22 protein-coding genes are annotated in these 25,042 nt (G+C 67.6%); 3 read left to right on the top strand and 19 right to left on the bottom strand.

The genetic code is table 11. The features are described 5' to 3' along the window. Positions 1-52 precede the first annotated feature (52 nt). From GPZ80_RS02420 to GPZ80_RS02385, 8 genes are all read right to left on the bottom strand, one after another. Positions 53-1,681, bottom strand: a complete 1,629-nt coding sequence (locus tag GPZ80_RS02420) for a beta-N-acetylhexosaminidase (protein ID WP_187218074.1) — start codon at positions 1,679-1,681, stop codon at positions 53-55. Further along, positions 1,678-2,553 carry a carbohydrate ABC transporter permease gene (locus GPZ80_RS02415; RefSeq protein WP_312880065.1) on the bottom strand — a complete coding sequence of 292 codons (876 nt, stop codon included), beginning with the start codon at positions 2,551-2,553 and terminating at the stop codon, positions 1,678-1,680. The genes GPZ80_RS02420 and GPZ80_RS02415 overlap by 4 nt, the downstream gene beginning before the upstream one ends. Beyond that, complete coding sequence (locus tag GPZ80_RS02410; protein ID WP_312880064.1) at positions 2,550-3,515, bottom strand: carbohydrate ABC transporter permease; 966 nt, start codon at positions 3,513-3,515, stop codon at positions 2,550-2,552. The genes GPZ80_RS02415 and GPZ80_RS02410 overlap by 4 nt, the downstream gene beginning before the upstream one ends. Positions 3,516-3,593: 78 nt before the next feature. Beyond that, positions 3,594-4,922: a sugar ABC transporter substrate-binding protein gene (locus GPZ80_RS02405; RefSeq protein ID WP_222718758.1), complete on the bottom strand. Its 1,329-nt coding sequence runs from the start codon at positions 4,920-4,922 to the stop codon at positions 3,594-3,596. A gap of 115 nt (positions 4,923-5,037) precedes the next feature. Then, entirely contained in the window at positions 5,038-6,222 is a 1,185-nt protein-coding gene (locus tag GPZ80_RS02400) for an ROK family transcriptional regulator (RefSeq protein WP_187218073.1), read from the bottom strand. A 365-nt stretch (positions 6,223-6,587) separates the two neighbouring features. Continuing rightward, on the bottom strand, positions 6,588-6,728 hold the full coding sequence (locus tag GPZ80_RS02395) for a hypothetical protein (protein ID WP_187218072.1): 141 nt from the start codon (positions 6,726-6,728) through the stop codon (positions 6,588-6,590). Positions 6,729-7,980: 1,252 nt separating this feature from the next. After that, positions 7,981-8,448 carry an LIC_13387 family protein gene (locus tag GPZ80_RS02390; RefSeq protein WP_446678420.1) on the bottom strand — a complete coding sequence of 156 codons (468 nt, stop codon included), beginning with the start codon at positions 8,446-8,448 and terminating at the stop codon, positions 7,981-7,983. Between the two features lie 5 nt (positions 8,449-8,453). Next, positions 8,454-9,035 (bottom strand): DUF2867 domain-containing protein, encoded by a 582-nt coding sequence (locus GPZ80_RS02385; protein ID WP_187218070.1) that lies wholly within the window; start codon positions 9,033-9,035, stop codon positions 8,454-8,456. A gap of 100 nt (positions 9,036-9,135) precedes the next feature. On the opposite strand from GPZ80_RS02385, the gene GPZ80_RS02380 reads away from it, so the two are divergent. Further along, positions 9,136-9,705, top strand: a complete 570-nt coding sequence (locus GPZ80_RS02380; protein ID WP_187218069.1) for a TetR/AcrR family transcriptional regulator — start codon at positions 9,136-9,138, stop codon at positions 9,703-9,705. A 270-nt stretch (positions 9,706-9,975) separates the two neighbouring features. On the opposite strand, the gene GPZ80_RS02375 is transcribed toward GPZ80_RS02380, so the two are convergent. Next, positions 9,976-11,175, bottom strand: coding sequence for an ATP-grasp domain-containing protein (locus tag GPZ80_RS02375; RefSeq protein ID WP_187218068.1), 1,200 nt, complete (start codon positions 11,173-11,175; stop codon positions 9,976-9,978). Positions 11,176-11,206: 31 nt separating this feature from the next. After that, a complete protein-coding gene (locus GPZ80_RS02370; protein WP_187218067.1) occupies positions 11,207-11,755 on the bottom strand; it encodes a helix-turn-helix transcriptional regulator in 549 nt (182 codons plus the stop codon). A 482-nt stretch (positions 11,756-12,237) separates the two neighbouring features. Between GPZ80_RS02370 and GPZ80_RS02365 the strand changes: the two genes are divergently transcribed. Both GPZ80_RS02365 and GPZ80_RS02360 read left to right on the top strand, forming a co-directional pair. Next, positions 12,238-14,205 (top strand): elongation factor G, encoded by a 1,968-nt coding sequence (locus GPZ80_RS02365; protein ID WP_187218066.1) that lies wholly within the window; start codon positions 12,238-12,240, stop codon positions 14,203-14,205. A 72-nt stretch (positions 14,206-14,277) separates the two neighbouring features. Then, complete coding sequence (locus tag GPZ80_RS02360; RefSeq protein ID WP_187218065.1) at positions 14,278-15,105, top strand: JmjC domain-containing protein; 828 nt, start codon at positions 14,278-14,280, stop codon at positions 15,103-15,105. A gap of 48 nt (positions 15,106-15,153) precedes the next feature. Here GPZ80_RS02360 and GPZ80_RS02355 read toward each other — a convergent pair whose 3' ends face one another. Genes GPZ80_RS02355 through GPZ80_RS02315 form a run of 9 tightly spaced genes read right to left on the bottom strand, consistent with a single transcriptional unit; the run spans position 15,154 to position 25,015 of the window. Next, positions 15,154-16,440 carry an ATP-grasp domain-containing protein gene (locus GPZ80_RS02355; RefSeq protein ID WP_187218064.1) on the bottom strand — a complete coding sequence of 429 codons (1,287 nt, stop codon included), beginning with the start codon at positions 16,438-16,440 and terminating at the stop codon, positions 15,154-15,156. After that, positions 16,437-17,360: an aspartyl/asparaginyl beta-hydroxylase domain-containing protein gene (locus GPZ80_RS02350; protein WP_187218063.1), complete on the bottom strand. Its 924-nt coding sequence runs from the start codon at positions 17,358-17,360 to the stop codon at positions 16,437-16,439. The genes GPZ80_RS02355 and GPZ80_RS02350 overlap by 4 nt, the downstream gene beginning before the upstream one ends. A 41-nt stretch (positions 17,361-17,401) precedes the next feature. Beyond that, a complete protein-coding gene (locus GPZ80_RS02345; RefSeq protein ID WP_187218062.1) occupies positions 17,402-18,457 on the bottom strand; it encodes an aldo/keto reductase in 1,056 nt (351 codons plus the stop codon). A gap of 8 nt (positions 18,458-18,465) precedes the next feature. Further along, entirely contained in the window at positions 18,466-19,221 is a 756-nt protein-coding gene (locus tag GPZ80_RS02340) for an SDR family NAD(P)-dependent oxidoreductase (protein WP_187218061.1), read from the bottom strand. Positions 19,222-19,224: 3 nt separating this feature from the next. Continuing rightward, complete coding sequence (locus GPZ80_RS02335; protein ID WP_187218060.1) at positions 19,225-19,866, bottom strand: O-methyltransferase; 642 nt, start codon at positions 19,864-19,866, stop codon at positions 19,225-19,227. Beyond that, complete coding sequence (locus GPZ80_RS02330) at positions 19,863-21,641, bottom strand: M3 family metallopeptidase (protein ID WP_187218059.1); 1,779 nt, start codon at positions 21,639-21,641, stop codon at positions 19,863-19,865. Before GPZ80_RS02330 ends, GPZ80_RS02335 begins: the two co-directional genes overlap by 4 nt. After that, a complete protein-coding gene (locus tag GPZ80_RS02325) occupies positions 21,631-22,821 on the bottom strand; it encodes an outer membrane protein assembly factor BamB family protein (RefSeq protein ID WP_187218058.1) in 1,191 nt (396 codons plus the stop codon). Before GPZ80_RS02325 ends, GPZ80_RS02330 begins: the two co-directional genes overlap by 11 nt. Further along, positions 22,818-24,005: a tetratricopeptide repeat protein gene (locus GPZ80_RS02320; RefSeq protein ID WP_187218057.1), complete on the bottom strand. Its 1,188-nt coding sequence runs from the start codon at positions 24,003-24,005 to the stop codon at positions 22,818-22,820. The genes GPZ80_RS02325 and GPZ80_RS02320 overlap by 4 nt, the downstream gene beginning before the upstream one ends. A 17-nt stretch (positions 24,006-24,022) precedes the next feature. Then, positions 24,023-25,015 carry an arginase family protein gene (locus GPZ80_RS02315; protein ID WP_187218056.1) on the bottom strand — a complete coding sequence of 331 codons (993 nt, stop codon included), beginning with the start codon at positions 25,013-25,015 and terminating at the stop codon, positions 24,023-24,025. Positions 25,016-25,042: the final 27 nt, after the last annotated feature.

Here is a 25,042-nt window from a genome sequence, read left to right as displayed (position 1 = left end):
GGTCACTACCTGCAGGGGTGGGTAGGCACCGCCGAAATGTCCAGTGACCTGGTCAGCTCGGGCGGATGTTGGCGACCAGCCCGTCGATGAACGCGGCCCACTCGGCGCGCTCGGACGGCTTTCCGGGGATGCCGGGGCGGGTCTGCCACGGCATCGGGCCGGTGCGCCTGCGGTACTCGACACCAAGCGCGTCGAGCCTGTGCAGGTGCTCTTCGAGCCGGGGCTCGAATTCGGCGAAGTCGCGTTCGCCGTTGCTCCACAACGCTTCCGCGATCGCGCACAGCCGCGGGAAGGCGAAGTAGTCGACTGTCCTGGGTGAGTCCAGGTTCTCGGTCCAGAGGTTGGCCTGGCCGCCGAGCACCCGTCCCGCTTCGTCCGGACCAAGATCGGACGGGACGGGGTCGAAGGAGTAGGCGTCGGCGAGGGTGAGCGGGATGGAGAACGGGATCGGCTCGTCGGGGAGTTCCGACTGCCGGTAATCCAGGTACACCAGGTCGTCCGGACAGGACACGACGTCGTATCCCTTGCGCGCGGCGGTGACCGCACCGGTCATGCCGCGCCACGAGGCGACAACCGTGTCCGCGGGGAGGTCGCCCTCCAGCAGGTCGTCCCATCCGTACATCCGGCGGCCGCGGGCGCTGATGTGGACACCGATCTGGTGGATGAACCAGGCCTGCAGTTCGGTCTCCCCCGCAAGGCTCCGCTCGCGGATCAGTGCTTGCGTACGCTCGTCGACCCGCCACTGCTCCTTGGGACACTCGTCGCCGCCGACGCCGATGTACTGGCTGGGGAACAGGTCCATGATCTCGTCGAAGACGCCGCGGAAGAACTCGACGGTGGTGTCCTCGGTGTTGAGGACGTTGACGTTGATGCCCCAGCGCGGTGAGACCTCCCGGGGTTCGCCCGACACCCCGAGTTCGGGATAGGCGGCGATGGCTGCCTGGGTGTGGCCGGGGACGTCGATCTCCGGGACGACGGTGATGAAGCGGCTCGCCGCGTAGGCGACGATCTCTCGGATGTCGTCCTGGGTGTAGAAACCGCCGTGCGGTCGACCGTCGTTGCCCGCGTCGGGGTCGGCGCCGAGCTGGGACTCGTGCCGCCAGGATCCGACCTCGGTCAGCTTCGGGTAGCGGCGGATCTCGACCCGCCATCCCTGGTCGTCAGTCAGGTGCAGGTGCAGTGTGTTCAGCCGGTGCATCGCGAGCAGGTCGATGAGGCGCAGCAGGTCGTGCTTGGGCATGAAGTGCCGTGCCACGTCGAGCATCATTCCGCGCCAGCCGAACCGCGGCGTGTCCCGGATCGCGACGGCGGGCACAGCCCATTGCACATCGTCCACAAAGGCCCGTCGGTATACCGCCGGCGGCAACAGTTGCAGCAGCGTTTGACATCCGTGGAAGACACCCGCGGGGTCCCCGCCTGCCACAGTGATCCCCGACGGCGTGCAGTCCAGTCGGTACGCCTCAGATCCCAGGTCGTCCGAACGCACGAGGGTGATGGCCCGGTCCGCGTCCTGCGCCAGCGGCAGCGCCAGCCCGGTCGCAGGCCGTAGAGCGGACTGCAGCCAGTGCGCCACGGGCACCAGGTGCTCCGCCGCGACGATCCGGGTGGCGGCGTCGAGCGGGAATTCACCGTCCCCCCGCTGGACGGACTCCGGACGGGGCACAATCGAGAACACGGTCATCCCTTCACCGCTCCCGCGGACATACCGGACACCAACTTGCGCTGGATGAGGAGGAAGAACACGACGACGGGCAGCGAGAAGATCACCGAACCGGCCATCTGCCCGCCGAAGTCGGTCCCGGTCAGCGGCGTGCTGAACGAGGCGAGCCACACCGGCAGCGTGTACTGGCTCTGGTCCTTCATGAACGTGTACGCGATCAGGTAGTCGTTCCACGCGGTGATGAAGGCGAAGATGCTGGTGGCGATCACGCCGGGCGCGACGAGCGGGAACAGGATGCGGGTGAGCACCTGCCACGTGGACGCGCCGTCGATCCGGGCCGCTTCCTCGATCTCCACGGGGATCGCGATGAAGAACCCGCGCATCACCCACACCGAGAAGGGCAGCACCAGCGCCACGTAGGCCAGGATCAGCCCGAAGTAGGTGCCCAGCAGCCCAAGTTCGTTGAACACCATGAAGGTCGGGATCAGCAGCGCCGACGCGGGAAGCATCTGCACCACCAGGATGACGACCATGATCGTGCGCCTGCCGCGGAAGCGGAACCGCGACAGGGCCGCGGCGGCGAAGATGCCGAGCAGGATCGCGAGCAGGACCGTCCCCCCGACGACGATGAGGCTGTTGCGCAGGTCGACCAGGAACGACGTCTGGTTGATCGCCGCGTCGAAGTTGTCCAGGGTGGGTGATTCGGGCAGGAACAGCGGGGTCTCGGTCAGCGCCTCCGACCGAGGCTTGAACGCGGTGTTCACCATCCAGTAGATGGGGAAGATCCACACCAGGCTGAACAGGATCGCGAGTGTGTTGCTGAGCGGGCCGCCCTTCGGCGGGCCGACCCGGCGCCCGCGCAAGGGGGCGGACATGGCTTGGATGGTGCTCACAGGTCCTCCCCGGACCGCAGCAGACGGCGGATGTAGATGGCGCTCAGTGCCACGAGGATCACCGTGGTGATGACCGACAGGGCGGCGCCCTGCCCGATGCGGAAGCTGACGAACGCCGTGCGGTAGGCGAAGATGCCCAGGGTGCTGGTCGCCGAGTCCGGGCCGCCCGCGGAGACGAGCCAGATCTGGTTGAACACGTTGAAGTCCCAGATCACCGACATCAGGGTGACCAGCAGCATGGTCGGGCGGATGTAGGGCAGCGTGATCGACCACCACGTGCGCCACTCGCCCGCACCGTCGATGCGGGCCGCCTCCTGCAGCTCCACCGGCATCTGGGTGAGCGCGGCGTAGAGGGTCAAGGCGATGAACGGCACCGCCTGCCACACGATCAGCAGCCAGATCGACACATACGCCAGGCCCGGGTGGGTCGACCAGTCGGTGTTGGTCAGGTCGCCGAACACGCCGACCTGGGTCAGCAGCCAGTTGACCACGCCGTAGCCGGGTTGAAAGAGCCACTTCCACACCAGCGACGACGCCACTGTGGGCATCGCCCAGACGAAGATCAGCACGACGGTGACGACCTGCCTGAGCACGACGCCGAGCCGGGTCAGCAGCTGCGCGACGCCGGTGCCGACGATGACGCTCCCGATGACCATCGCCGCGGTGAACCACAGGGTCCGCAGCAGCGACTGCCAGAACTCCGGGTCGGCGGCCAGGTCCGTGTACTGCTCGACCCCGACGAGGCTGTACTTGCCGGTGAACAGAGAGCGCTGGTTGTAGTCGGTGAACGAGGTGTACACCAGGAACACGATCGGCGCGATGGTGACGGTGAGCATCACCAGCCCGGCGGGCGAGAGCAGCCACAACGGCGCCAGGGAGCGGCGGCGCTTGCGCTGGGACGCGCGGGGGCCGGGTCCTCCCTGGCGGCGCACCCCGGGCGACGGTGCGGTGGTGGCGGTCACGGACTTTCTCCGTTCTCTACAAGGGAAGTGGAGGTGGGGGCGCCCTCGGAAGGCAGTCGCGAGGGCGCCCCCACGGGCTCAGCTGGACGCGTTGAGCACCTTGGTGGCGGCGGCGTCGAACGTCGCCGCCGCGTCCTTAGGTGTCTTGGCGCCCGAGGCGACCGCGGCGAACAGCGCCTCCAGGTCCTTCTTGCCCTCGATCTCGGCCCAGTTCGCGCTCGCGGGCGTCGCCTTGGAGGTCAGTGCCGCGTCGAAGAAGCCCTTCTTCACCGGCTTGACCTTCGCGGCCGCCGACTCGATCGCCTCGGAGCTGTTGGGGATCCAGCCTTCCTTGCCGAAGACCCAGGTGTCCTGGATCTGCGGACTCACGGCGATCTTCGCCCACACGACGGCGAGTTCCGGGTTCTGGCTCTTGGCGGCGATACCCCAGTCCGAGCCGCCCAGCATGACCGGCTGGTTCTTGCCCGACTTGCCCGGCAGCGGGAAGCTGCCGAGGTCGGCTTCGGTCAGCGCCGGGTTGGCCTTCTGGATCTGGCCGATCGCGCCGCTGGTGGCGATGACCGCGGAAGCCTTGCCGTCAGCGAAGATCTGCAGCTGGTCGGGGCTCTTGGTGTCGACGGTTCGCGACGCGGGGGCGGAGTACTTGTTCTGGAACTCCTTGAAGTCGTTGAGCCCCTGCTGGGCCTTCTCGGAGCTGAATCCAGGCGTCCACTTGCCACCGGCGTTGGTGGCGATCTCGGCGCCCGCGTCCCAGACGAACTGCATGCCCGCGTACCAGTTCTGGCCGGGCAGGTACAGCGGGGAGAAGTCCTCGGCGGGGTTGGCGGCGCGGACCTTGTCCAGGTCGGCCAGCAGCTCGTCGTGGGTGGTCGGCGGCGCGGTGATGCCCGCGGCGGCCCACACCTTCTTGTTGTAGATCACCGAGCGGGCGCCGGCGAAACCGGGCACGGCGTAGAGGTGACCGTCCACAGTGGCCGGATCGACCAGGCCGCTGAGCCAGTGCCTGCCCTGCTTGAGGTCCTTCTCATACGGGGTCAGGTCCTTGAGCCCACCGTTGGCCGCGAAGCTTGCCACTTGGGTGTTGCCGAGGTCCAGCACGTCCGGCGGGGTGCTCGTGGCCAGCGCGGTGGTGATCTTGGTGGTGATGCCGTCCCAGTCCTGCACCTGCAGGTTGACCTTGGCGCCGGTCTGCTTGGTGAACTCGTCGTTGATCGCGGTGAGCGTCTCGGTCGAGTAGTCTTCATTCATCACCCAGACGGTGATGGTCTTGCCGTCGCCGCGGACGGGCGCGACGCTCTGCGGACCCGCGGTCCCGGCATCCCCCGAACCGGGCGTGGAGCAGGCGGACAGGGCGGCGGTGGCGGTGAGGCCGAGCGCGAGCGCGACGGCCAGACGGGTTGGTTTCACTTGGACTCCAGGGGAATGCGGGGTCGGCGAAGGGATCACCGAGTGCGGGTGGGAGAAAGGATTGCGCCGGCTCCGCTGGGTGCGGGATCGGGTTCGCGTCGTGCGGCGCGCGGTGTCAGAGCACTCCGAGTTCGCGGGAAAGCACCAGTGATACGCCCCCGAGCAGAGTCAGATCCGAGTCGCCCGCAAGCGACCGGACCGTCAGCGAGCTGCTGATCGGAGGCAAGGTCCTCGCTCGCGCGGTGTTGTTCGCCGCGGCGAGAAAGGGACCCTCGATGAGGTCAGCGGGCCCGGTCAGGACGACCTCGTTGAGGTTGAGCACACTCAGAATCGGAGCGAGCACCAGGCCCAGCGCGTTTCCGGCTTCGGCCAGTCGGGCCTGCCTGAGCTCCGCGGGCAGGCCCTCGACTCGGGAGCGCAGGTGCACCGCCGAGATGAGCAGGTCGAGGCAGCCGCGTTTGCCGCAGATACAAGCCTCGCCGCCGTCATCCACGGTGACATGGCCGATCTCGCCCGCGGCGAACTGCTCGCCCCACACCAGGTCGCCATCGATGACGAGGGCGGCGCCGACACCGTGCTCGATGCTGACGAGCATGAGGTTCTGGGCGTGCGTGGTGCGGAAGGTCAGAACCGCGAGGGCGGCGACGTTCACGTCGTTGCCCACGTGCGCGGCGACTTCGAACCGGTCGCTGAGCTCGGTGGCCATCGGCAGGTCGTGCCAGTCCAGGTGCGCGGCCTGCCGTATCACGCCGCCGTCGTCGATGATGCCCGGCGAGCCCACTCCGATGCCAAGCACACGGCGCGGCGCGCGTTCCATCAGCTGCTCGATGAGCTGGAACACCAGGGCCTTCGCCGCCTCCCCGACGGCGGGTCCCAGTGCCAGCTCCGCCCGGGCGACCACGCGGCCGCGTAGGTCGGTCACCGCCCCGACGAACCGATCGACGAGCGAGAGGTCCACGACGACCAGGTTCGTGCCCGCGTCGTCGACCTCGATGAGGTTCGCGGGCTTTCCGCGACGCACGTCTGAGCGTGGTCCGATGTCGGCCAGCAGCCCATCGTCGATGAGATCCGCCACGAGCGCGGAGACCGTCGGCATCGTCAGATCGGATGCCCGAGCAAGGTCAGCCCGGCTCATCGCGCCGTCACGGTAGAGCGTGGCGAGCACCAGGGACCGGTTGTGCAGCCGGGTGTCCTGGTTGCGCGCCTTGGTCGGCCGAGTGGGCTCCCGCCGCGCCGCCGCCTGGAACAAGCCACGCGGACGCCGAGCGCCGTGCGGCGTGTCGAGGGCCGACTCCGCCATGGGTGCACCTCCTCCGCTGACAACCGGTTAAGTAAAGACTGCTTAGTTAATGGGCATATAGTTGGTGACGAACAGGGTTTCGTCAAGAGTGGACGGTGTCTTTTCTTGCCGCCCACTCGGCGGGTGATCGAGACGTAGCAGGGCTACTTACGCCTGACCAGCGGCTTCATGTTCATCAGCCCTGAGTGCTCAGGCTCGGATGCACGGTGCGTGCGTGGCGACTACCCGCCACACCAACCGCGGTTGATGCTGCCCGCCCCACGGACTTGATCACGCTTCGTGTTCGGGCCGACCGCCTGGTTCTAACTGGGCAGGCCGGACGCGCAACTCAAGCGTCCATGGCGAGAGACTAAGGATTCGTAGCGCTATAAGTGGGTCTTGAGTCGGCGCCAGGCGATGATGCCGCAGCCGATGGTGCGGATGTCCCAGGTGCCGACCATGTTGGTGGTGACCCTGACCGGCTCCGGTGGGTCGTCGAACCGGGTGATGACTTGGGACACCGTCATCGGCGCGGGACTTGAGCTTGCCGTCGGGGGAAGTAGTCCTTGGCTTCATGGAGAAAGTACATCCCGGTGTCGATCTCGTGCGCCTGAGCATCGGGACGCACGCTCATTCGGTGGAGGAGATGCGCCCGACCCGTGGCTGCGCCGTGGAAGACGTCGAATGCGACCAAGAAGTCTCCGTAGATCGACGCGCGATGCCCACGCCACTGCGTCCGAACGTCGTACACGCGTCCCTCCGGTCTTTACCCGCTCTGGGTCCCACCTGAGATCTTCGCGTTCGCGCTCACGAATCCAGCGTCGGTTCTCCAACCATGCGTTGATCAGCTGACCGAAGACGACGCCGAGGGCTCCCACGGCGAGCGGCACACAAATCGGGACCTGTCCTTACGTCATGACTGCAACCTAGTCCTCCGGTGGTGATGCCACGTGGCCATCGCCGACCCGGAAGTCGCTGACGGCAGGTGCGGCGTCACCCCCGTCAGCATCCGGTGAGTTCCCGAGCTCGACGCTGCCGACATACACGTGCAACTGGTTCCGCCCATCCAGTCTGCTGCCCGTTCTCCGACACTCGAATCTCGCAACGACCATAGGGATACCGGCCCGCACGGCGTGTATCGCTGCGCACCGCTACTGGATCCGCGACCCGCGGCCCGACAGACGGGGTGTCAGATCGTCGTCAACGGGTCGCGCCAAGCGATATTTCGTAACCCGCAACCCAGGAAGCCCGTGTGGAAGGATTCCGTTGGTCCTTTGTGGACAGCAATCAAGCGGTGTGTCGCGGTGTGAGGGGAGATTGCCCGGTTGGCGAATCCTCTCGGACACCACTCGGTGAGAAATCACCAGTCCAGTCACATTGCACAATGCCCTTGTCGACGATCAGATCGTCAACAGGGGCTTTGTGGTTTCGCCAGATGCTTACCCGCGTCGCGGATGTCGCGCCCGCTGGCCGCGTTGCCGGAAAGCCCAAGCACAATCCGGTACTACGGACTTCCTTCCACTCTCCTCGCTACGTCGTCGCGACACTCACCGCAGGACTCCTGACATCGCGAACACCATCCTCGCCACACCGCTGTTCCTCCTCCACCCGCAACACGGGCCGGTCCACATCCCCACGTTCATCCTCTTCACCTTCGCCGCCACAACACTCATCGTCAACGTCGCCATCTGGCTCACCGGTGTATTCGCCGACCACACCAACGACACCCCACCGACTTGCCATGTCCGTTCTCGCGTCCCGCAGTGGGGTGAGCCGGTGTCAGGTCGGACTGCCAGTCCGCGTCAGCGGCCGCTTTCGGCTCGACCAGCATGCCACCGCGAACGCGGCGGCGGCGATCGACATGGTGATCATCGGGGGGAGAAGGCGCGCGTAGACCACCATCGCCAAAGACGTCAGACCGACCGCGACGTTGAACCACCTGAGCGCCGCGCTCTTGGCCAGCAACTCGGGAGCGTTCCTGGCGACTGCCAGGGTGATCACGCCAAAGGCGATGAACATCACCGACATCAGCTGGCTCATGGCGTCGAACAGCAGTTTGAAGTTGGAGTCAAGGCCGAGGGCCATCGGCGTTGAGCGCATCGCCTCCTGGACGGCGGCCTCGCCGCCGTCAGCGAGCTCGATGGGCAGGATGGACCCAAGTAGGTGTCCGGCCCCGGTGAGGATCACGAACCACGCTCCCACGGCTGTGGCGCGGGACAAGACTCGATTGACTGGCTGCTCGGTCATCACATTCACGACGTGGTCCTTAAGGCTTGTGGGTCGGAGGTTCGCCAGTTGCGCGCGATGGAGCGGACCATCAACGGGTACACCACGTGGTGGCGGATGGGGGCGATGCCTGCCATGTATGTCTTGCCGAACCAGGAGTGGGTTTTGACCAGGGTGGTCCACTGGCCCCGGTAGCCGCCGGTGTCGTCGGGCACCCAGCCCAGATGCGCGATCGCATCCACTCCACCGGTGGTGGCGTGGGCGGCCCATTCGGTGTCGGTCAGAAACAGGCAGGCGTACGGGCCGAGGTCCGGCCCAGGCCGGTCACGCAGGTCGTCGGGGAGCCGCTCGCGCAGCGACGACACACCAGTGCCGGTGGTGGGAGGGTTCATGCCCAGCGGCTTGCCGAGCTTCAGGCGGATCGCCAGCAGGGCCCGCACGATGACGTTGTCGGGACCGGCGGTGAACTGGTCCGCCAGCCTCGCCAGGCCATCGGGACCGCCGGGCGTGTCCAATGCCCACACGTCCTCCACCCGGAAGTCCGGCGCGATCTCGTGGATCCGCCATGGGCGCGTGACGTGCGCCGAACCGGGGAGCCTACTGCTCATAACGCTACCTCCTTCTAACGTTGTACAGTTGTGTATAAACCCAAGTTAGACCGGTTATGCAGTACTGCACAACCAGGTACGAAGTGAGGTGGGCCATAGCATGGGAGCGTTGCGTACACCCCGCGAGAAATGGATCGACGAAGGCCTACGGGTACTGGCCGACGGCGGCGTGGACGCCGTGCGGGTGGACGCCCTGGCCAAGTCGCTGGGGGTGACCAGAGGCGGGTTCTACGGGTACTTCGCCGACCGCGGCGCGCTGCTGGAGGCGATGCTCGACGCATGGGAGCGAGAGACCACGGACGACGTCCTCGATCAGATCGGGCGGGAGGGCGGCGACTTGACGGAAAAGGCTTGGCTCGCCGGGCAGCTCACCTTCTCCGATCGCTTGCTGCCCATCGACTTGGCCGTCCGCGACTGGGCTCGCCGCGACCAGGCCGTCGCCGGGCGCCTGCGCCGCGTGGACAACAAGCGCATGGAACTCCTACGCGAAGCCATCGGCACCGTCTGCGCCGACCCCGAGGAGGTCGAGGCCCGGTGCCTGCTGGCCTTCTGCGGAGCCATCGGCAGCCACTTCCTGGCCGCCGACCACCCCGGCAGCACCCGAGCGCAGGTCATGGCCCGCGCCTGCGAGATAATCCTCAACCGCCCACCCGGCAACCCAACTACGTGACCGCCGAACTCTTCTGCTGAAACAGAAACTCTCCCTGCCGCGGTGTACGTGGCCGCGAGCCTTGGCGTAGGCGGTCCCCGTCTACAGGCAATGGCATGAGTCACCTTGTCGGTCCGCCGGTCGACTGCCTATATCTGGCAAGTCGGTGCACCAGGACGTGTTCAACGCCCAGACCCAGTACTCGCCGAGTCAGGGCCAGAACCAGCAAACCGGTGAACCCGGTCCCGCGGCTTCTCCGAGGTCACGGGACGGGTTCGTCAGTCCGGGGCGTCAGGTCTCGTATTCGACGCCCAGCGTGGTGTCCAAGTCGGTCACGAACGTCGCCAGGTCGGCGTGTGTGGCGGTGCGGCCGAGACACGTGTAGGTGCGTTCGCGGAATCCGCGTCGCCAGTCCACCGGAGTTCCAGGCTTGATCAGGAGCTCGAAGTGGTCGACTTCCGGGGTCGCGCGCAGACGGGCCTGGCTCGGGGGCTCCAGCAGGCGGGTGGCGCCGACCGGTGGCAGGCCGAAGTAGTGGTACACCACGTCGTCTGACGGGGTGAGGTCGAATGCGGGTGTCCTCCCCAGCGCGATCTGCGTGGCGACCTGGATCAGGTCGATGTTGTGCGCTCGCATGAAGAGGTCGTAGAGCGGGTGGCCGAGCCTGCCGTTGACCTCGATGATCCTGGGGCCCATCGGGGTGAGCTTGACCTCGGTGTGACACACCGAGTCGCCGACGTCCAGCGCGACCAACGCGCGGGTGGCCAGGTCGAGCACCTCGGCATGGTCGAACGTGTGCGGGGCCGCGGGCAGCAAGCTGCCCTGTTCCCGGAAGGGGGGAGACAGGGCGAGTTTGCCGGTTACCGCGAGGTGCCGGATCGTGCCCCCCTGCACGACGCTCTCCACGGACACGTAGTCGCCCCACGGTGGTTCGAGGTCGATTCCCGGCAGTAGCGTTTCGAGCACGTACTCCGTGTCGCTCTCACCATCGGCTCGGCCGAAGAGGCCGGCGGCGATGTCCAGGAGCTCACGCCTCGAGTGGACGAGGTACGTGTCGGTGCCGCCGAAACCACGGTCGGGTTTGAGCACCGCAGGGAACTCGACGGCGCCCGCCGCCTGTGCCGCGGTGTCCACACTGGTCACCAGAGCGGTCGCGGTGTAGCCGACTCCGTGCGCGTTGAGGATGTTGCGCTGTAGATACTTCCTTGTGAGGTTGCGCGCCGTGTCGACAGAGTGGAACGGGAGCCCGAGGGTCGCGGCGAGGTCAGCGGCCCGTTCCAGATGGTAGTCGCTGAAAGTGATGACGCCGCGGGGTTCAAGGGCCGCGACGTCGTTGAAAGTCGAGACGTCGGCGACATCGGCCAGCAGCTCGGCGAGTTCGCGCTGGGAGTCGGACAGGACGAACACCGGCTCGACGGTGTCAAGCAGGCTGGCGAGAATCTCCGTCGGAGTCGCCGCCCCGACGTCGTAGATGACCGCGACACGTTCCATCGGCTGCTCCTTCGGTGTCGTAGCGGTGCCGTCACAGGCCCATGGCCAGTGCCGCGCGGGTCAGTTCAGCCTTGTTGCCGACGGACAGTTTCGCCCGGATCCGTTTGATATAGGTGTCGACGGTGTGCCTGCTGATCCCGATGTTGCGCCCGATCTGCCCGTGCGTGAGCCCTCGGGCGACAAGCTTGAGTACGTCGATCTCGCGGCTCGACAGGTTGCTCCCCGCGTCATCGGCCGCGCCATCGGCCGCGCCATCGCCCGCGGCGGACACTTTGCCGGACTCGACGGCGCGCCGCACCTCGCGGCGGAACACATCGGGCGCCAGGTCGATGCCGACCGAGGCGGCTACCCCGGTGACCTCGGGCCCGCTGTCGCGCGGATCGTCGACGACGGTGACGAGTGTGACGTCGGCGACCCGGGCGGCCGCGATCACGTCCTGGGCGTCGGCGATACCGAGGATCGACCGACGCGCGACGACCACGTCCAGATCGGCCAACGAGATTTCGGCCAGGGTGGCCGCCGAGGCCGCCAGCGCCATATCGGCGGCTTCATAGAAGATCTGCTGAAAGCCTAATAGCATGATCGGACGGTCGTCGACAACCCCGACCCGAATAACCGCATAACCCCGCATGTGTCATCCCCAGTTTAACCTTGAACAACCCCAGCCCCGGAGTCACCACCCAGGACGGAAAGCCCTGTCCCCCACTGAACCCTCCTCGGCGAGCGTACCAGGGGTGAACGGCGGCTTTGCGCGGGAGGATTTCCCGAATACCCTTTTCAATCCACGGGAACGGATGGTAGGCGGAATGCGGGATTCACACATCGCGATCACCCGGGCAGCACGCGCGACATCCCCCTCAGTACGCCGACGAGCACGCGTTCAGACTGTTGACCAGGCCCTTTGCCCGCCACGACGGGCTTGGCTCATACTCCCTGCATGCCAGTCGATCATCGGCTATACTCGCCTGCGTAAATGCGAGATGGAGGTCTTCCCGATGCGCCGACTGAGCCGCAGATTCACTGACGAACCGACGACTGCCATCAGCGGAGACCTCCCTTATCATGACCTTTGTCAATCTCGGCATTCTCGCCCATGTTGACGCTGGAAAGACCAGCCTGACCGAGCGATTGCTGTTCAACGCCGGACTCATCGACCACGTGGGTAGCGTGGATCGCGGCGATACGACCACCGACTCTATGGAACTGGAGCGCAGGCGCGGCATCACCATCCAGTCCGCCGTCGTAGCGCTCCATATCGGCGATACCCAGGTCAATCTCATTGACACACCCGGCCACTCCGACTTCGCGGGCGAGGTGGAACGGGCCCTTCGCGTCCTCGACGGCGCCGTGCTTGTCATTTCGGCGGTCGAGGGCATTCAGGCGCGTACCCGGATCATCATGCGGCTGCTGAAGTCGCTCGGCATCCCGGTACTGCTGTTCGTCAACAAGATCGACCGCATGGGCGCCCGCTACGAGGATCTGCTCAAGTCGATCAATGACACGCTCGCGCCTGGCTGTGTGCCGATGACCGAGGTCACCGACATCGGCACCCGTGGGGCACGGGCGATACCGTTGCCACTGGAGCGGATGACCGAGGTACTGGCCGAGCGGTCCGACACCTTCCTGTCCGCGTTCGTCGACGACGCCGTGGAGCTCAGCGACGAGCTGCGCTACGCCGAGTTGGCCCGGCAGGCCCGGGCCGGGTGGGTTCACCCGGTGTACTTCGGATCCGCCATCACCGGCGAAGGTGTGGAACATCTCGCGCGCGGCATCGTCGATTTGCTGCCGAGCGCGTCGGCGGGGGCAGCCGACGATCCGCCGCGCGCGACGATCTTCAAGATCGAGCGTGGCCGCGCGGGCGAGAAGATCTGCTATGCCCGCGTCCACAGCGGCACGATCCGTGCCCGGGAGCGCATCCCGTTCTACCGCTCGAGCCTGCACGACGGCGTCCAAGAACTCACCGGCAGACCATCGGCTGTGCGGGTGTACCGCGATGGCGCGGGCGTGTGCGATGACAACGCGCCCGCGGGCTCGATCGCCAAGCTGTGGGGCCTGGCGGAGGCCAGGATCGGCGACCAGCTCGGCTCGTCCGACGATCTGCCCGGTGGCGGCCTGATCGCGCCGCCCACGCTCGAGACCGTGATCTCCCCCGAGTCCCATCAGGACCGCACGCGGTTGTTCACCGCGCTTGGACGGTTGGCCGAGCAGGATCCGCTAATCAACATCCATCAGGACAAGGACACCGGCGTCCTGCGAGTGCGGCTCTACGGCGAGGTGCAGATGGAGGTCATCGCCGATACCCTGCGCGAGCAGTTCGACCTCGCCGTCACCTTCGAGGAAGCCCGCACGATCTACGTCGAGCGGCCCACAGGTGTCGGCGAAGCCCTAGAGGAGATCAATTTCGAGGGCCTCAACTTCTTCTGGGCCACCGTGGGGCTACGGATCGAGCCCGCGCCGCCGGGGACCGGGATCACGTTCGGACTCGATGTCGAACTCGGCGGGCTCCCGCTCGCCTTCCACAAGGCGATCGAGGAGACCACCAGGGAGACCTTGCGCAGAGGCCCGCACGGTTGGGAGGTCATCGACGTCGCCGTGACGCTGTTCCGCACGGGTTACGCGAGCCCGATCAGCGCCGCGGGCGACTTCCGCAACGCGACGCCGCTGGTCGTGGCCAAGGCGCTGACGATGGCGGGTACCCGGGTCCACGAACCGGTGCACCGGCTGGTCATGGAGGTACCGGAGGACTGCGTGAGCGCGGTGATGCAGGTGCTGGTTCCCCTGCGCGCTGTCGTGGAGGAGCAGGAGACGCGTGAGGCCACCATCGTCGTCCTCCGTGGCCGCCTGCCCGCCAGCGGCGTCGTCGCGCTGACGCGACGAGTGCCGGAGCTGACCAGAGGTGAGGGTGTGGTGGTCACCGAGTTCGACAGCTACCGGCCCTATCCCGGAACTCCCCCGGTGAATCCGCGCGCCGGCGCGAACCCCTACGACCGCGAGCAGTACATGCTGCACACCCTGGGCAGGGTGCCGTAGCCAAAACGTGGGACATCGGCGAGTGCGCGCCGAGGCTAGGGTGGCTGGAGGACCTTCGACACAGGGAGACTCGTGGACCCCACGTCGGAATTCGTTGAACCCGCCTTCGATCCCGTGCGGTTCTTCTCCGAATACTGGCGGCGCAAGCCGATGTTCATCCGCGGTGGCGCCGAGAGCTTCCTCGGGCGGCGGTTCACCGGAGCGGACTTCGACGCGGCCTACGCGGCCGCGACCGCGGCAGGCGCCGACATCCGGGAACGGGCGGGCGAGGTGACGTTCATCGAGAACGTGTCGGCGCACGTACCGGATCTGCTGGAGCGGGCAGGCACGTTCGGCGCCGACTTCGCCGCGCCGAAGACCTGGTTCGATGCCATCCGCACCTACTCCCCCAGTGGCATCGGCGCGCACTTCGACCACAGCGACAACTTCGTGCTGCAGCAGGAGGGCGTCAAGCACTGGACGCTGGCGGCGCCGGAGCATCTCGACCAGGCCGACATCGCCAAGCGCATGCTGAACGTGCCGGGCGTAGGCGGACATGAGATCCCCGACGGCCAAGGCGTCCTGTTCACCCTGGAGCCCGGCGACCTGCTGTACCTTCCGCTGTTCTGGCTGCACCATGGTGTTTCCGACGCGGCGTCGCTGAGCCTGTCACTGGTGTGTCCGGCCGTGTCGCTCTACGCCGCGGTCATGCCCTTCGTCGGTCAGGTGGTGCGATCTCGCGCGCTCGGCCATCAGCCGATCAGCGCTCTGCACGCCTACCTGTCCGATGAGGAACGAGCCTCGGCGGTCTCGGAGATCCGGCGTGCCACCGTCGAGTTGCTCAGACGCATCTCGGACGCGGAGGTCGCCGACCTGGTCTGTTCGCTGCAGCGCGAGCGCCTGCCAGGTGCCCGGGTGTGACGGCGGGGGGGACGGAGACCGACCGGGGTACCGTCCCCCACTTCCGCGCTACGGCAGCGGTTCCAGCGTCACCGCGGCACGGATGCTCTTGTTGACCTGCTCGACTGTGGCGAACAGCTCGTCACCGCTCGCGGCGGTGGCCACGTAGCGAGCGAGGTTGCTCGCTGAGCCGTCGCCGGTGTCGAACTCCGTGCCGACGGGCTTGTCGAGCATTCCCCAAGTGGTGCGGCGCAGACCGTCCGCCACGAGATGGTCGTCGACCGCGGCGACCCGGAACCGACCGGCAGGCGGCTGGGTACGAATGGACGCGGCGTGGACCAGCGCGGGACCGGTTGGCCGCGGCGCGATCCCGACGGCGTTCTCGGCGACCGCGCGGATGACGTCGCACCCGTACGCGTACTTCATCAGCCCGTAGACGCTGCCGCCGACGCGGCCGTTGACCTCCAGCACGACCGGGCCGCCCTCGGTGAGCATCAACTCGGTGTGGACCGCGCCCGTCGTGAGGCCCACTGCCGTGATCGCCCGGGTGGCCACATCTGTGACCGCGCTGACCGCCGCGGCGGGCAGCGCGGTGGGCGTGAAATGCCCTTCCTCGCGGAAGTCCTTGACCATCGGGGTCTTGTCAGTGACACCGATGTGGTGGCAGACCCCGCGATGGACGATGCTCTCTACGCTCACCTGGGTGCCGAACCGCTCGTCGGCGTGCCAACGCTGCCCCACGACCTCCTCTTCCACCAGAAACACCGGGGCGACACCGTTGCTCACCGGGTGACTCAAGAACCGTTCGACCGCGTCGGCGTGACGCCGGACGAGTTCGGCGGGGTCCTTCGCGCGGACGACACAGAAGCTGCTGACCCCGGCAGCGGGCTTGAGAATGACAGGGAAGGTCAGGTCATGGCACGCCGCGAGGTCCGCCGGGTCGCGCACCACCCGATACACGGGCGACGGAACCCCGTTGGCCGCGAGCAGCGCCCGTTGCAGGTCCTTGTGCTTGGTGGCCAACGTCGCCGACGGCGGACTCGACGGCACGGCGAGCAGGTTGGCCAGCAGACCCGCCTGCATGGCGACCAGCTCGCTGAACGCGATCACCCCATCGAACCTGTGCTCGGCGCCCAGCGCGACGCCGAACTCGACCACGTGGTCCGGGCGGGCCACCATCGTGACGGGTCCGAGCGCGGCCAACGGCTCGCGGCGACGCGCCACCTGGGCTTCGTCACCCCACCGCACCATGAGTACGTGCACGGAGCCGACATCCGACAGTGAATCGCGCAGTTCCTCCGGCTGGGGCCCTCCCGGCGCGTCAACGAGCAGGAGGCGCGGCTTGGCGACGGTCATCGGGCATTCTCTGCGCGTAGGGTGCAGGGGAAGCTCCTGCGGACGTCGCCGCGGCGCCGCACGACACTGATCACGCCGTCCTCGACGACGACCATGGTCTCCTCCGGCATGCGGCCGACCCGGTAGGCACCATCGGCGACCGGCCACAGCGTCGCCAGCACGCCGCTGGGAAAGCGCATGGCGAACGTGCCGTCGTCGTCGACGACGAACTCGACCGCGACCGGCGCGTCCAGTGCCGCATCGTCCTTGCGGGTCCAGTCCAGCGCACGGCCGCTGACCTCGGCGGGCCAGGTCCCGGCGGCCAGTGGCGGAGGCGGCGCCTGTTCGAGCGGACGCCTACTGATCATCGGGTCGAGCGGGCGGTGCGACTCGGGGAACAGGGCGACCAGTTCGTCGCTGAGCAGCAGGTCCGCGACGATGTGGACCCGGTCGCCTGGCCCGTCGTTGGTGATGGTGTGCATGGTGCTGAAGTCGCCGTACCAGAGGTTGCCGGGTGGCCAGTGGATCGTGTCGTCGCCGAAGACCATCCGCGACGTCGATGTTGTCGTCAGCGGCACATGCAGGCGCACCTTGCCGTAGTCGAACCCGAAGAAGCTGTCCACGTGCAGCGCGACCTGGCCGCCCGGGGTCAGGCGCATCAGCCGGACCGACATCTTGTCGCACGGGAGCGCGTCGATCAGCGCGGCGATGGTGGGCAACTGGTCGAGTACCCGCGTGCGGCCGTACTCCTCGCCGGGACGGCCCGGGTCGGTGCGCTCGATGTCGGCGTTCGGGCTGATCAGCGAGATGACGGCGTGGTCGACGTCGTCGCGACGCGTGATGATCTGGTCGACACCTGCCGTGGCCTGGGGGTCCCAGACCATGGCGTCGATCACCTCGATATCAGCTTTCAGCGCGTCGTGGTCGACCGGGAAGTCCACTACGCACCATGGCTTCGTTGGCTCCGACTCCGTCATCTGGCTCACTCGCCTTTCTGATTGTCGTTCCCGTGCACCAGTTCCTGCAGTTCGTCGGTCAGGAACGGATACGGGTGAACAGGGGGCTCGAGGCTCGCTTGGTCGATCTCAGTCAGCGCCTCGTCGTCCAGCGGCACTTCGGTAGCGGCGAGGTTCTCGTTGAGCTGCTCGATGGTCGACACGCCCATCAGTACGGACGTCACCTCGGGTTTGCGCAGCAGCCAGGCCAACGCGATCGACGCGGGCGGGTGTCCGAGCCTGGCCGCCAGCGCCGTCAGGCACCGCAGCACCCGCGACACGACGGGGTTGAACGGATCGACGTCGCCGGTCGTGAATGTCTCCGTCAGGCGGCCGCCGCCGCTGATCCGACGGCCTGCCGCGTCGATGGTGTAGCGGCCGCTGAGCAGGCCGTTGGCGAGCGGACCCCAGGCCACCAGGCCGATGCCGCTGTACCGTTGGAACGAGAGGAACTCCGGTTCCGCGGCGCGGGTGAGCAGGTTGTAGTTGAGCTGGACCGCCGCCGGAGTGGTCATCCCCGTGTTCCGACCCATCGCGTCGGCGGCGCCGAGGTACCAGCCCGGCACGTTGCTCAGCCCGAAGTGGCGGATCTTCCCGGAGCGAACCAGGTCCGACGCTGCCTCGAGAGTCTCCTCGACCGGCGTCACTCTGTCCCACAGGTGCAGGTACAGCACATCGAGGTAGTCGGTCCGCAATCGCCGCAGCGAGCGCTCGACCGAGGTGTACATGTTCTTGCGGCCCGCTCCCCCACTGTTCGGGTCGTCCGGGGAGGTCCGGTAGCCGAACTTGGTGGACACGACGCAGCGCTCCCGCGCCGACAGCCCGTGCAGGATAGCGCCCAGCCACTCCTCGCTCTCACCCATGTTGTAGACGTTGGCGGTGTCGAAGTGGTTGATCCCGTGATCGAGCGCTGCGCCGACCAAATGCTCCGCCGCCGGGCGCGACATGGTCCAGCGTTGGCCCCAACGCGATCCGAGCGAGGCCGCGCCGAGGGACAGCACGGAGACTTTGAGGCCGGTTCGGCCAAGCAGGCTGTAGCGCATGGCCCGTCCTACACCAGGGTTCCCGCCGAGCCGCCGTCCAGCCTGCAAAGCATGCCGTTGGCGACCGCACCCAGCTCGGCGAGGTAGCGCAGGCTCAGGTAGCAGGCATCGAAGTCGATGAAATCATCGATCACGAGATCCGGATTCGACCGGCGTAGGAACAGCCGCGTGATCTCGGCGGGAGTCGCCCCGCGTTTCTCGGCGATCCTGCGGATCTCCTCGACCTTGTTCGCGTCGCCGAGGGGCCCGAGCATGAGTGTGCTCACCGCCGCGTTCGTCGATCGGCACGCCGCCGCCAGCCCGCCGGTGAGCACGCGCAGCGCGGCCTTGCTCGCCGCGTACACGGCCGAGTCGGCATCGGCGTGGTAGACCGACTCGGAGTTGATGACGACGACCGAGCAGAACTGGTCGTCGGGCTTGGCGGCGAGGAGGTCGAGGGTGAGCTCGTAGGGCGCGAGCGCGTTGACGCGCATCGTGGTCTCGATGGTGTCCAGCTCCGGCCGCCCCGCCGCGCGGTCGGGGTAGGTGACCGCGTTGTGCACCACCAGGTCCGGCACCGCGTCCATTTTGGCGACGAGCCCGCCGATGACCTCGGCGGAGGACAAGTCCGCCTGCAGGTAGTCGACCGCGGCGGACACCTCGGCCGACTCGCGCGGTCTGCGTCCCACGCCGGTGACCTGCCAACCGTCCTTGGCAAGACACGACGCCAGATGGGCGCCGAGGCCCTTGCTGACCCCCGTGACAAACGCTCGCTTGCCGGTCATGCGCTACCCCTTGATGCTGATGATCAGACCGGACTCGGTGCCCGCGAAACAGGAGAACAGGTGTGGGCTGCGGGCGACGGCGGCCACATAGGTGCGGATCGCCGCGGCCTCGGCGTCGTCGTCGCCTGCGACACGCTCGCCGCCGAAGTCGCCCACCGCGAACGCGTCGTCGGCGACGAGCAGGCCGCCGCTCTCCAGCAGCGGGAACGCCAGTTTCAGATAGTCCACATAGGATCTTTTGTCGGCGTCGATGAAGATCAGGCCGAACTCGTCGCGCGGCGCCGCGCGCAGGTAGTCGCGGGCGTCGCCGGTGATCACCTCGACTCGATCGCCGACACCGGCCTTGCCCAGATTGGCCCTCGCGACGTCAGCGGCCCGCGGGTCCACCTCAAGACTGGTCAACGTCGCGCCCGCGGGTAGGCCGCGCGCCAGGTGAATGGTCGAGTACCCGAACAGCGTGCCGATCTCCAGCACCCGACGCGGCGCGCGCAGCGTGGTGAGCAGCTGCAGGAGCCTGGCCGCGTTGTCGTCGACCTGGATGGTCGGCAGCCGGTGCTCCAGCAGCGACGACCGCAGGATGTCGTCGAGGATCGGTTCCCTCGGTCCGAGCGCGGCGTTCGTGTAGCCGACGGGTGGGGTCGTCACCGCGCACCGCCGTTGTCCGCCACGCGGTCGTAGAAGTCGACGGCCGCGCCGGTACCTGGGGTGTGGGTCGGCAGTGCGAAGTCGAGGCACGACGCGAACGCGTCGTCCGGTCCCGGACGCTTCTCGATCTCGTCGAGCGTCAGGTTCTCGTACGGAAGAAACTTCTCCACACTGTCGGCGGCGCCCCACAGATAGGCGAAGTTCGCCCCGGGGTTCGCCTGGTACATCGGCCACGTGAAGTAGACGGGAAAGTCGGCCAGGTCGCAGTACCGGGCCACGCCGTAACGGTCATCGAGCGTCGCGAACGCCGCCGCGAGCCCGCCCTCCGCGGCTCGGTGCACCTCGAAGTCGAGGGCGGCGGTGATCGCTCGCTCGACATAGGTCCGCTGGTATTCCAGCGCCTTGAGCCTGCGGCACAGGCGTACGGCATCGGCGCCAACGCCCGGCAGGGTCACAGCGCTCTCGAACTCCGGGTGGTAGACCCATTTCTCGAACCACATGCTCAGGAACTCCAACCGCTCCAGCGGCAGGTACTCCAGGCCGGACCGGTTGGAGATGCGGCGCCGGATCAGCAGGTGGTTTATCGCGTGCCCGAACTCGTGGAAGAGGCTGTGCACGTTCTGGAAGGTGATCTGGTTGATGTCCGAGTCGCCGCGTTGAAACCGGCACGACACATAGGCCACCGGGGTCTGCACCAGTCCGCTCCAGTCGGTGCGGTTGCGCAATCCCTTTGTGTGGTTGGCGCCCGTGGTCTTCGTATTCGTGTCCCAGAGGTCGAAGTTGATGAGCCCGACCTCGCCCGCGGCCGAATCGGCCCTGACCCGGATGACGTGCTCGCTGCCGCTGGGCAGGCGGACCAGCCGCAAGCCGAACACACTGCGCGCGACCTGGAAGATGAAGTCGAGACACTCGTCGAGCCGGAACAACGGGGTGCGGGCACCCGCCGCGATCGTCCGCATGAAGTGGCCGAAGTGGTCGGCGACATGACCGTCGACCTCGAGTGTCGCGCGCACCCGCTCGCCGAGGCGTTCGTAGCCCGCGACGGCCTTGGGCAGGTAGCCGTCGATGAACCGTTCGACCTCGTCCTCACCGACCTTGCACTTGGTCAGCGTGTGGGCCAATGGCGTCGGGTACCCGGCGACGGCGGCGGCCTCACGGCGGACCGTCACCATCCGGTCGATCTTCTCGGTCAGCGGGTCGTGCACCGCGTCCCTGGCCATGTTCCACGCCCGCGCGAGCTTCTCCCTGGTCCCGGGGTTCGGTGTGTCGCTGATCAGCCGGTAGAAGGCAGCGGTCGGGCTGGCGACATCAGGCAGTCCGAGGCGAGCCAACAGCGCCGACTGAGCGGAGCGCAGGTCGGTGAGCGTGCCCTTGGCCTGTGCCAGCAGTTCTTCGATGCGCCGCTCGTGCTCGGAGTCGGGCTGCGTCGCCTTGTCCTGGAGCTGGCGGATGTAGGCCAGCCGCGACTCCTCCGCTTCGGGATCAGCGCAGACGAGCTCGGTGAGCAGGGCGAGCATACGTCGGTCGAGGTCCTCGTCACGGTGGAAGGCATCACGCCATGGCAACAGCCGGTCGTACTGGACGTGTTCCTCGTTGGCTTCCAGATACAGGAAGATGTAGGCGACGTTGTTGTAGATGGCCGTGACCTCGACGAGGCCTTCCTCGGTGAGGCCGTCGGCCATGATGTCCCGCAGCCGGGCCATCATCGCGGCCAAATCCGCCTCGAGCGCCTCGAGGCTCTCTCGCTCTGGTGCGTCGACGACGTCACTCGACATGATGGTTCCCGGGAATCGGTTTGAACAGGAATCGGTAGACGTCGCCGTCGTAGGAGGCGCAGTACATGTTTCCGTCAGGGGCGGCGACGGGCGTCGTGTCCATGGCGGGCTCGTGGTCGACCAGGCCCAGCACCTGGCTGCTCTCCCAGCGGAACCGCCCGCCTGCACGTTCGAGGCACACGACGTTGCCGCGCTCGTTGACGGCGACGAAGTCTCCGTTGGGCAGCACGGTGAACGAGGTGTACGACTTCGGCGCGCACTGGTCGCTGCGCCAACGAACCTCTCGTCGTATCGAGTCGACCCCGTACGACACGTTGCCCTGTCCCCCGACGGCGATCACGTCGCCGGACACGGCCGGACTGGCGGTGATCTTCGTGCCCAGTTCGAGGACGCCGTTCACGCGGCCGGTCGCCGCGTCGAGGAACACGCACTGGCCCGCCGTCGTGAACGCGATGACCTCACCGGTGGCCCGGGCGAACACCGGTGACGCCTTGATTCCTGCATCGACATCACGCCGCCACACCTGGCCACCGTCCGCGTCGAGAGACAGCACGGTCTCGCCCGCGCACACGATGGCTCCGCCGTCCGGGGTCGGCAGTGGACTGGCGTAGGGGTCGCGGTGGCCCGCGACGCCACCGTGCGCGGCATACCAGGGCGCGGGAACCTCCCGGTCGAACACGATCGTGCCGGTGTCGACCGCGATGCCCAGGCAGCGGCCCGGGAAGATCGGCACCACGAGCACCCGGGACTTGTCGGTGACCACAGGTGTCGCACAGATCTGCCCTTCGGCATGGGCCGACCACACCAGCGTCCCCCGGAGGTCGACGCACTGGAGCTGGCCGCTGGTCGCCGCGACGACGAGTGTGCGGTCGGCTTGGTCGACCACGACCGAGGCGTAGATCGAACTGTCGAGGCGGCGCCGCCAGAACTCCCGCCGCAGCGGTGCGTCGAAGAGCCGCACGAATCCGTCGTCGGCGGCGACGACGACACCGAGGCCACTGACCACGGCGGGACTCGCGCTCACCGGCACGTTGATGGTTTTGCCGAGTGTCCGGTTGTCATATGTCAGCTTCCGGTACCCGCACACCGCGGGCTCGGCGCCCCAGTCGTGTGAGCCGTCAGCGGAACCGGCGAGCACCGACTTGACCGGGTCATGTCGGAAGGCGGCAGGTGCCGTCATGCCGGATCCGGTGCGGACAGCAGCGCGGCGGCGGGCCTGCCCGTCTTCGCGGCCAGGCGCCTGGCCGGGTCGAGCACGTCGTCCTGGGTCGCACCGCGCTCGACCAGCCGCAGGTACAGCGCGAGCGCCTGCTCGTCGTTGCCGAGCTTGTCGTGACACCGGGCCGCGTGCAGTTCGTGATAGCCGACATAGGGCGGCCCGATCAGCGCGGCCTGTTCGAACAGGGCGGCGGCCTGCTCGTACCGGCCGAACTTCACGTATGCCTCGGCGAGTTCGCCGTAGCTCGGCGACCAGGCAGGATCCAGTTCGATCAGCGCCCGACCCGACTCTTCCACGCGGTCGAGGTCGCGGGTGAGGAAGAGGTGTTCCTTGAGCGAGGACTCGTGATAGGTCTTCATCAGGTGCAGTTCGTAGGGACGGTCGCGCCGGTCGAGGGTCGCGTTCGCCGCGTCACGCGCCCGCTCCATATACCGCCGGGTCGCCTCGACCTCGCCCCGTGCGGCGGGCACCATCGCGATGCCGCGGTACCACGACGACAGAGCGGCGGGCTCCACCAAGCCGTCCTGATCGGCGAGTTCGGCACCCTTCGCCATGAACCACTCGTAGTCGGCCTCGGCCAGCTCGCGGCGTTTGAGGTACCAGACGACCCCTTGGGCGCAGGCGTCCACCGTCCGTTCCGGGGGGAGTTGTCCGGTTTCGATCGCGGCGCGCATCCGTGCGAAAGCCTGCGCCACGCCCGCGCCGTCGTCGCGGCGGTTGCGGATGACGAAGTCGAGCATGGCGATCTCGAACTCGTCGCGAGCCGTCGCGGCCCGCCGCGCCGCGGTGGCGAGGACCTTGGCCGCGACGTCGAAGCGCGAGATGCTGACCAGTGCGGCGGTGAGGTGCACCTGGCCGACCACGGGGAGGTCCTGGACGTTGTCGACCGCTTCCGCCAGTGCCGCGATGGTCGCGGTCGGCTGGTACGCCAGCGTGGTGACGGCCTCGTGGTCGACGCCCTCGATGGCGGCGACCTCCTGCACCACCTGCGCCTCGAAGACCTGCGCGAAGAGGTAGCCGTACTGTCCCGGGTCGGAGTCGTGGTACTGCTCGACGCACGCCTGGGAAAACAGGTCAGCCGCGTCGGGCCCGGTCGTGTCGAACTCCAGCCCGAGCATCGTTTGCTGAAAGGCGTTGCCAGCCAACCGACTTTCCTTCCTGGTCACGCGGCACCGCCACCGCGCAGGTGGCGCAGCAGGTGCAGCAGAATCGTCACGGCCCGGCCGCCGTCGGCGAGGGTCTTGGGGGTGCGGTCGGCGGTGTCCGCGCTGAACTCGACGATGTCGCAGCCGAGAAGGCGGTTGCCCGCGAGGACGATGTCGATGACACGCAGCAGTTGGGTGACGGTCAGCCCCACCTCGGCCGGGTAGCCGGTGGCGGACATCGACTGCCAGTCGAGCACGTCGACGTCCACCGTCAGGTAGATGTCGCGGCCGCGGCCGGCGAGCTCGGACAGCGCCGCCGCGTCGGTGAGCGCCGGGTCGGTGACGCCGACCTGGCGGCCGACCCGCCGCAGGTAGGCCAGCGCCGAGTCGATCGAGGTCGCTTCCGCCGTGGCGAAGGGGTTCACGCCGAGTTGCAGGAGGCGACCGGGTCCCACCAGGTCCGACACGTGCGACATGACGTTGGTGTGGAAGATCGCCTCGCGGCCGTCCGACCGGTCGGGATCTTCCCCCCATAACTGTAGATCGAGATGGTTGTCGAGTTGGACCACCCAGATGGGCGCGGAGCTTCGCGACAGCAGTGCGCGCACGACCGGCAGAGTGACGGTGTGGTCGCCACCGATGACACAGGGGGCGACGCCATCGGGCAGGGCGGCCACCGCCCGCTCGATCAGCTCCAGCGCGCGGGCGAGGTCGTCGCGCGGCAGCTCGATGTCACCGACGTCGTACACGTCGGACAGCAGCGGCCGCCCACCCGCGAGGTCGATGACCGCCGGCTCCGCCGCCGACCACGTGTGCGCCTTGGAGAGCGTACGCAGGAACTGCGGCCCGTTCTCGGTTCCCGAGTGGGGTGCCCCCAGCGAGTGGCCCGCGCCCATCACCACGCCCGCCGCCGTCGGGGGGACCTCGCGCAGCGGCACGAACGGCAGGCCGCAGAAGGCAGTCCCATGACGCAGCAACGGAAGTGTGGTCCGATCAGAGCGCACAGCCACCTCGTGAATCCGTGGTCGGACGGGCGG

The sequence above is a fragment of the Actinokineospora xionganensis genome (genome assembly GCF_014323725.1).
GTDB classification, from domain to species: Bacteria; Actinomycetota; Actinomycetes; order Mycobacteriales; family Pseudonocardiaceae; genus Actinokineospora; species Actinokineospora xionganensis.
The sequence above is the reverse complement of the archived record's forward strand: the minus strand, read 5'-3'. Positions and strand labels throughout refer to the sequence as shown.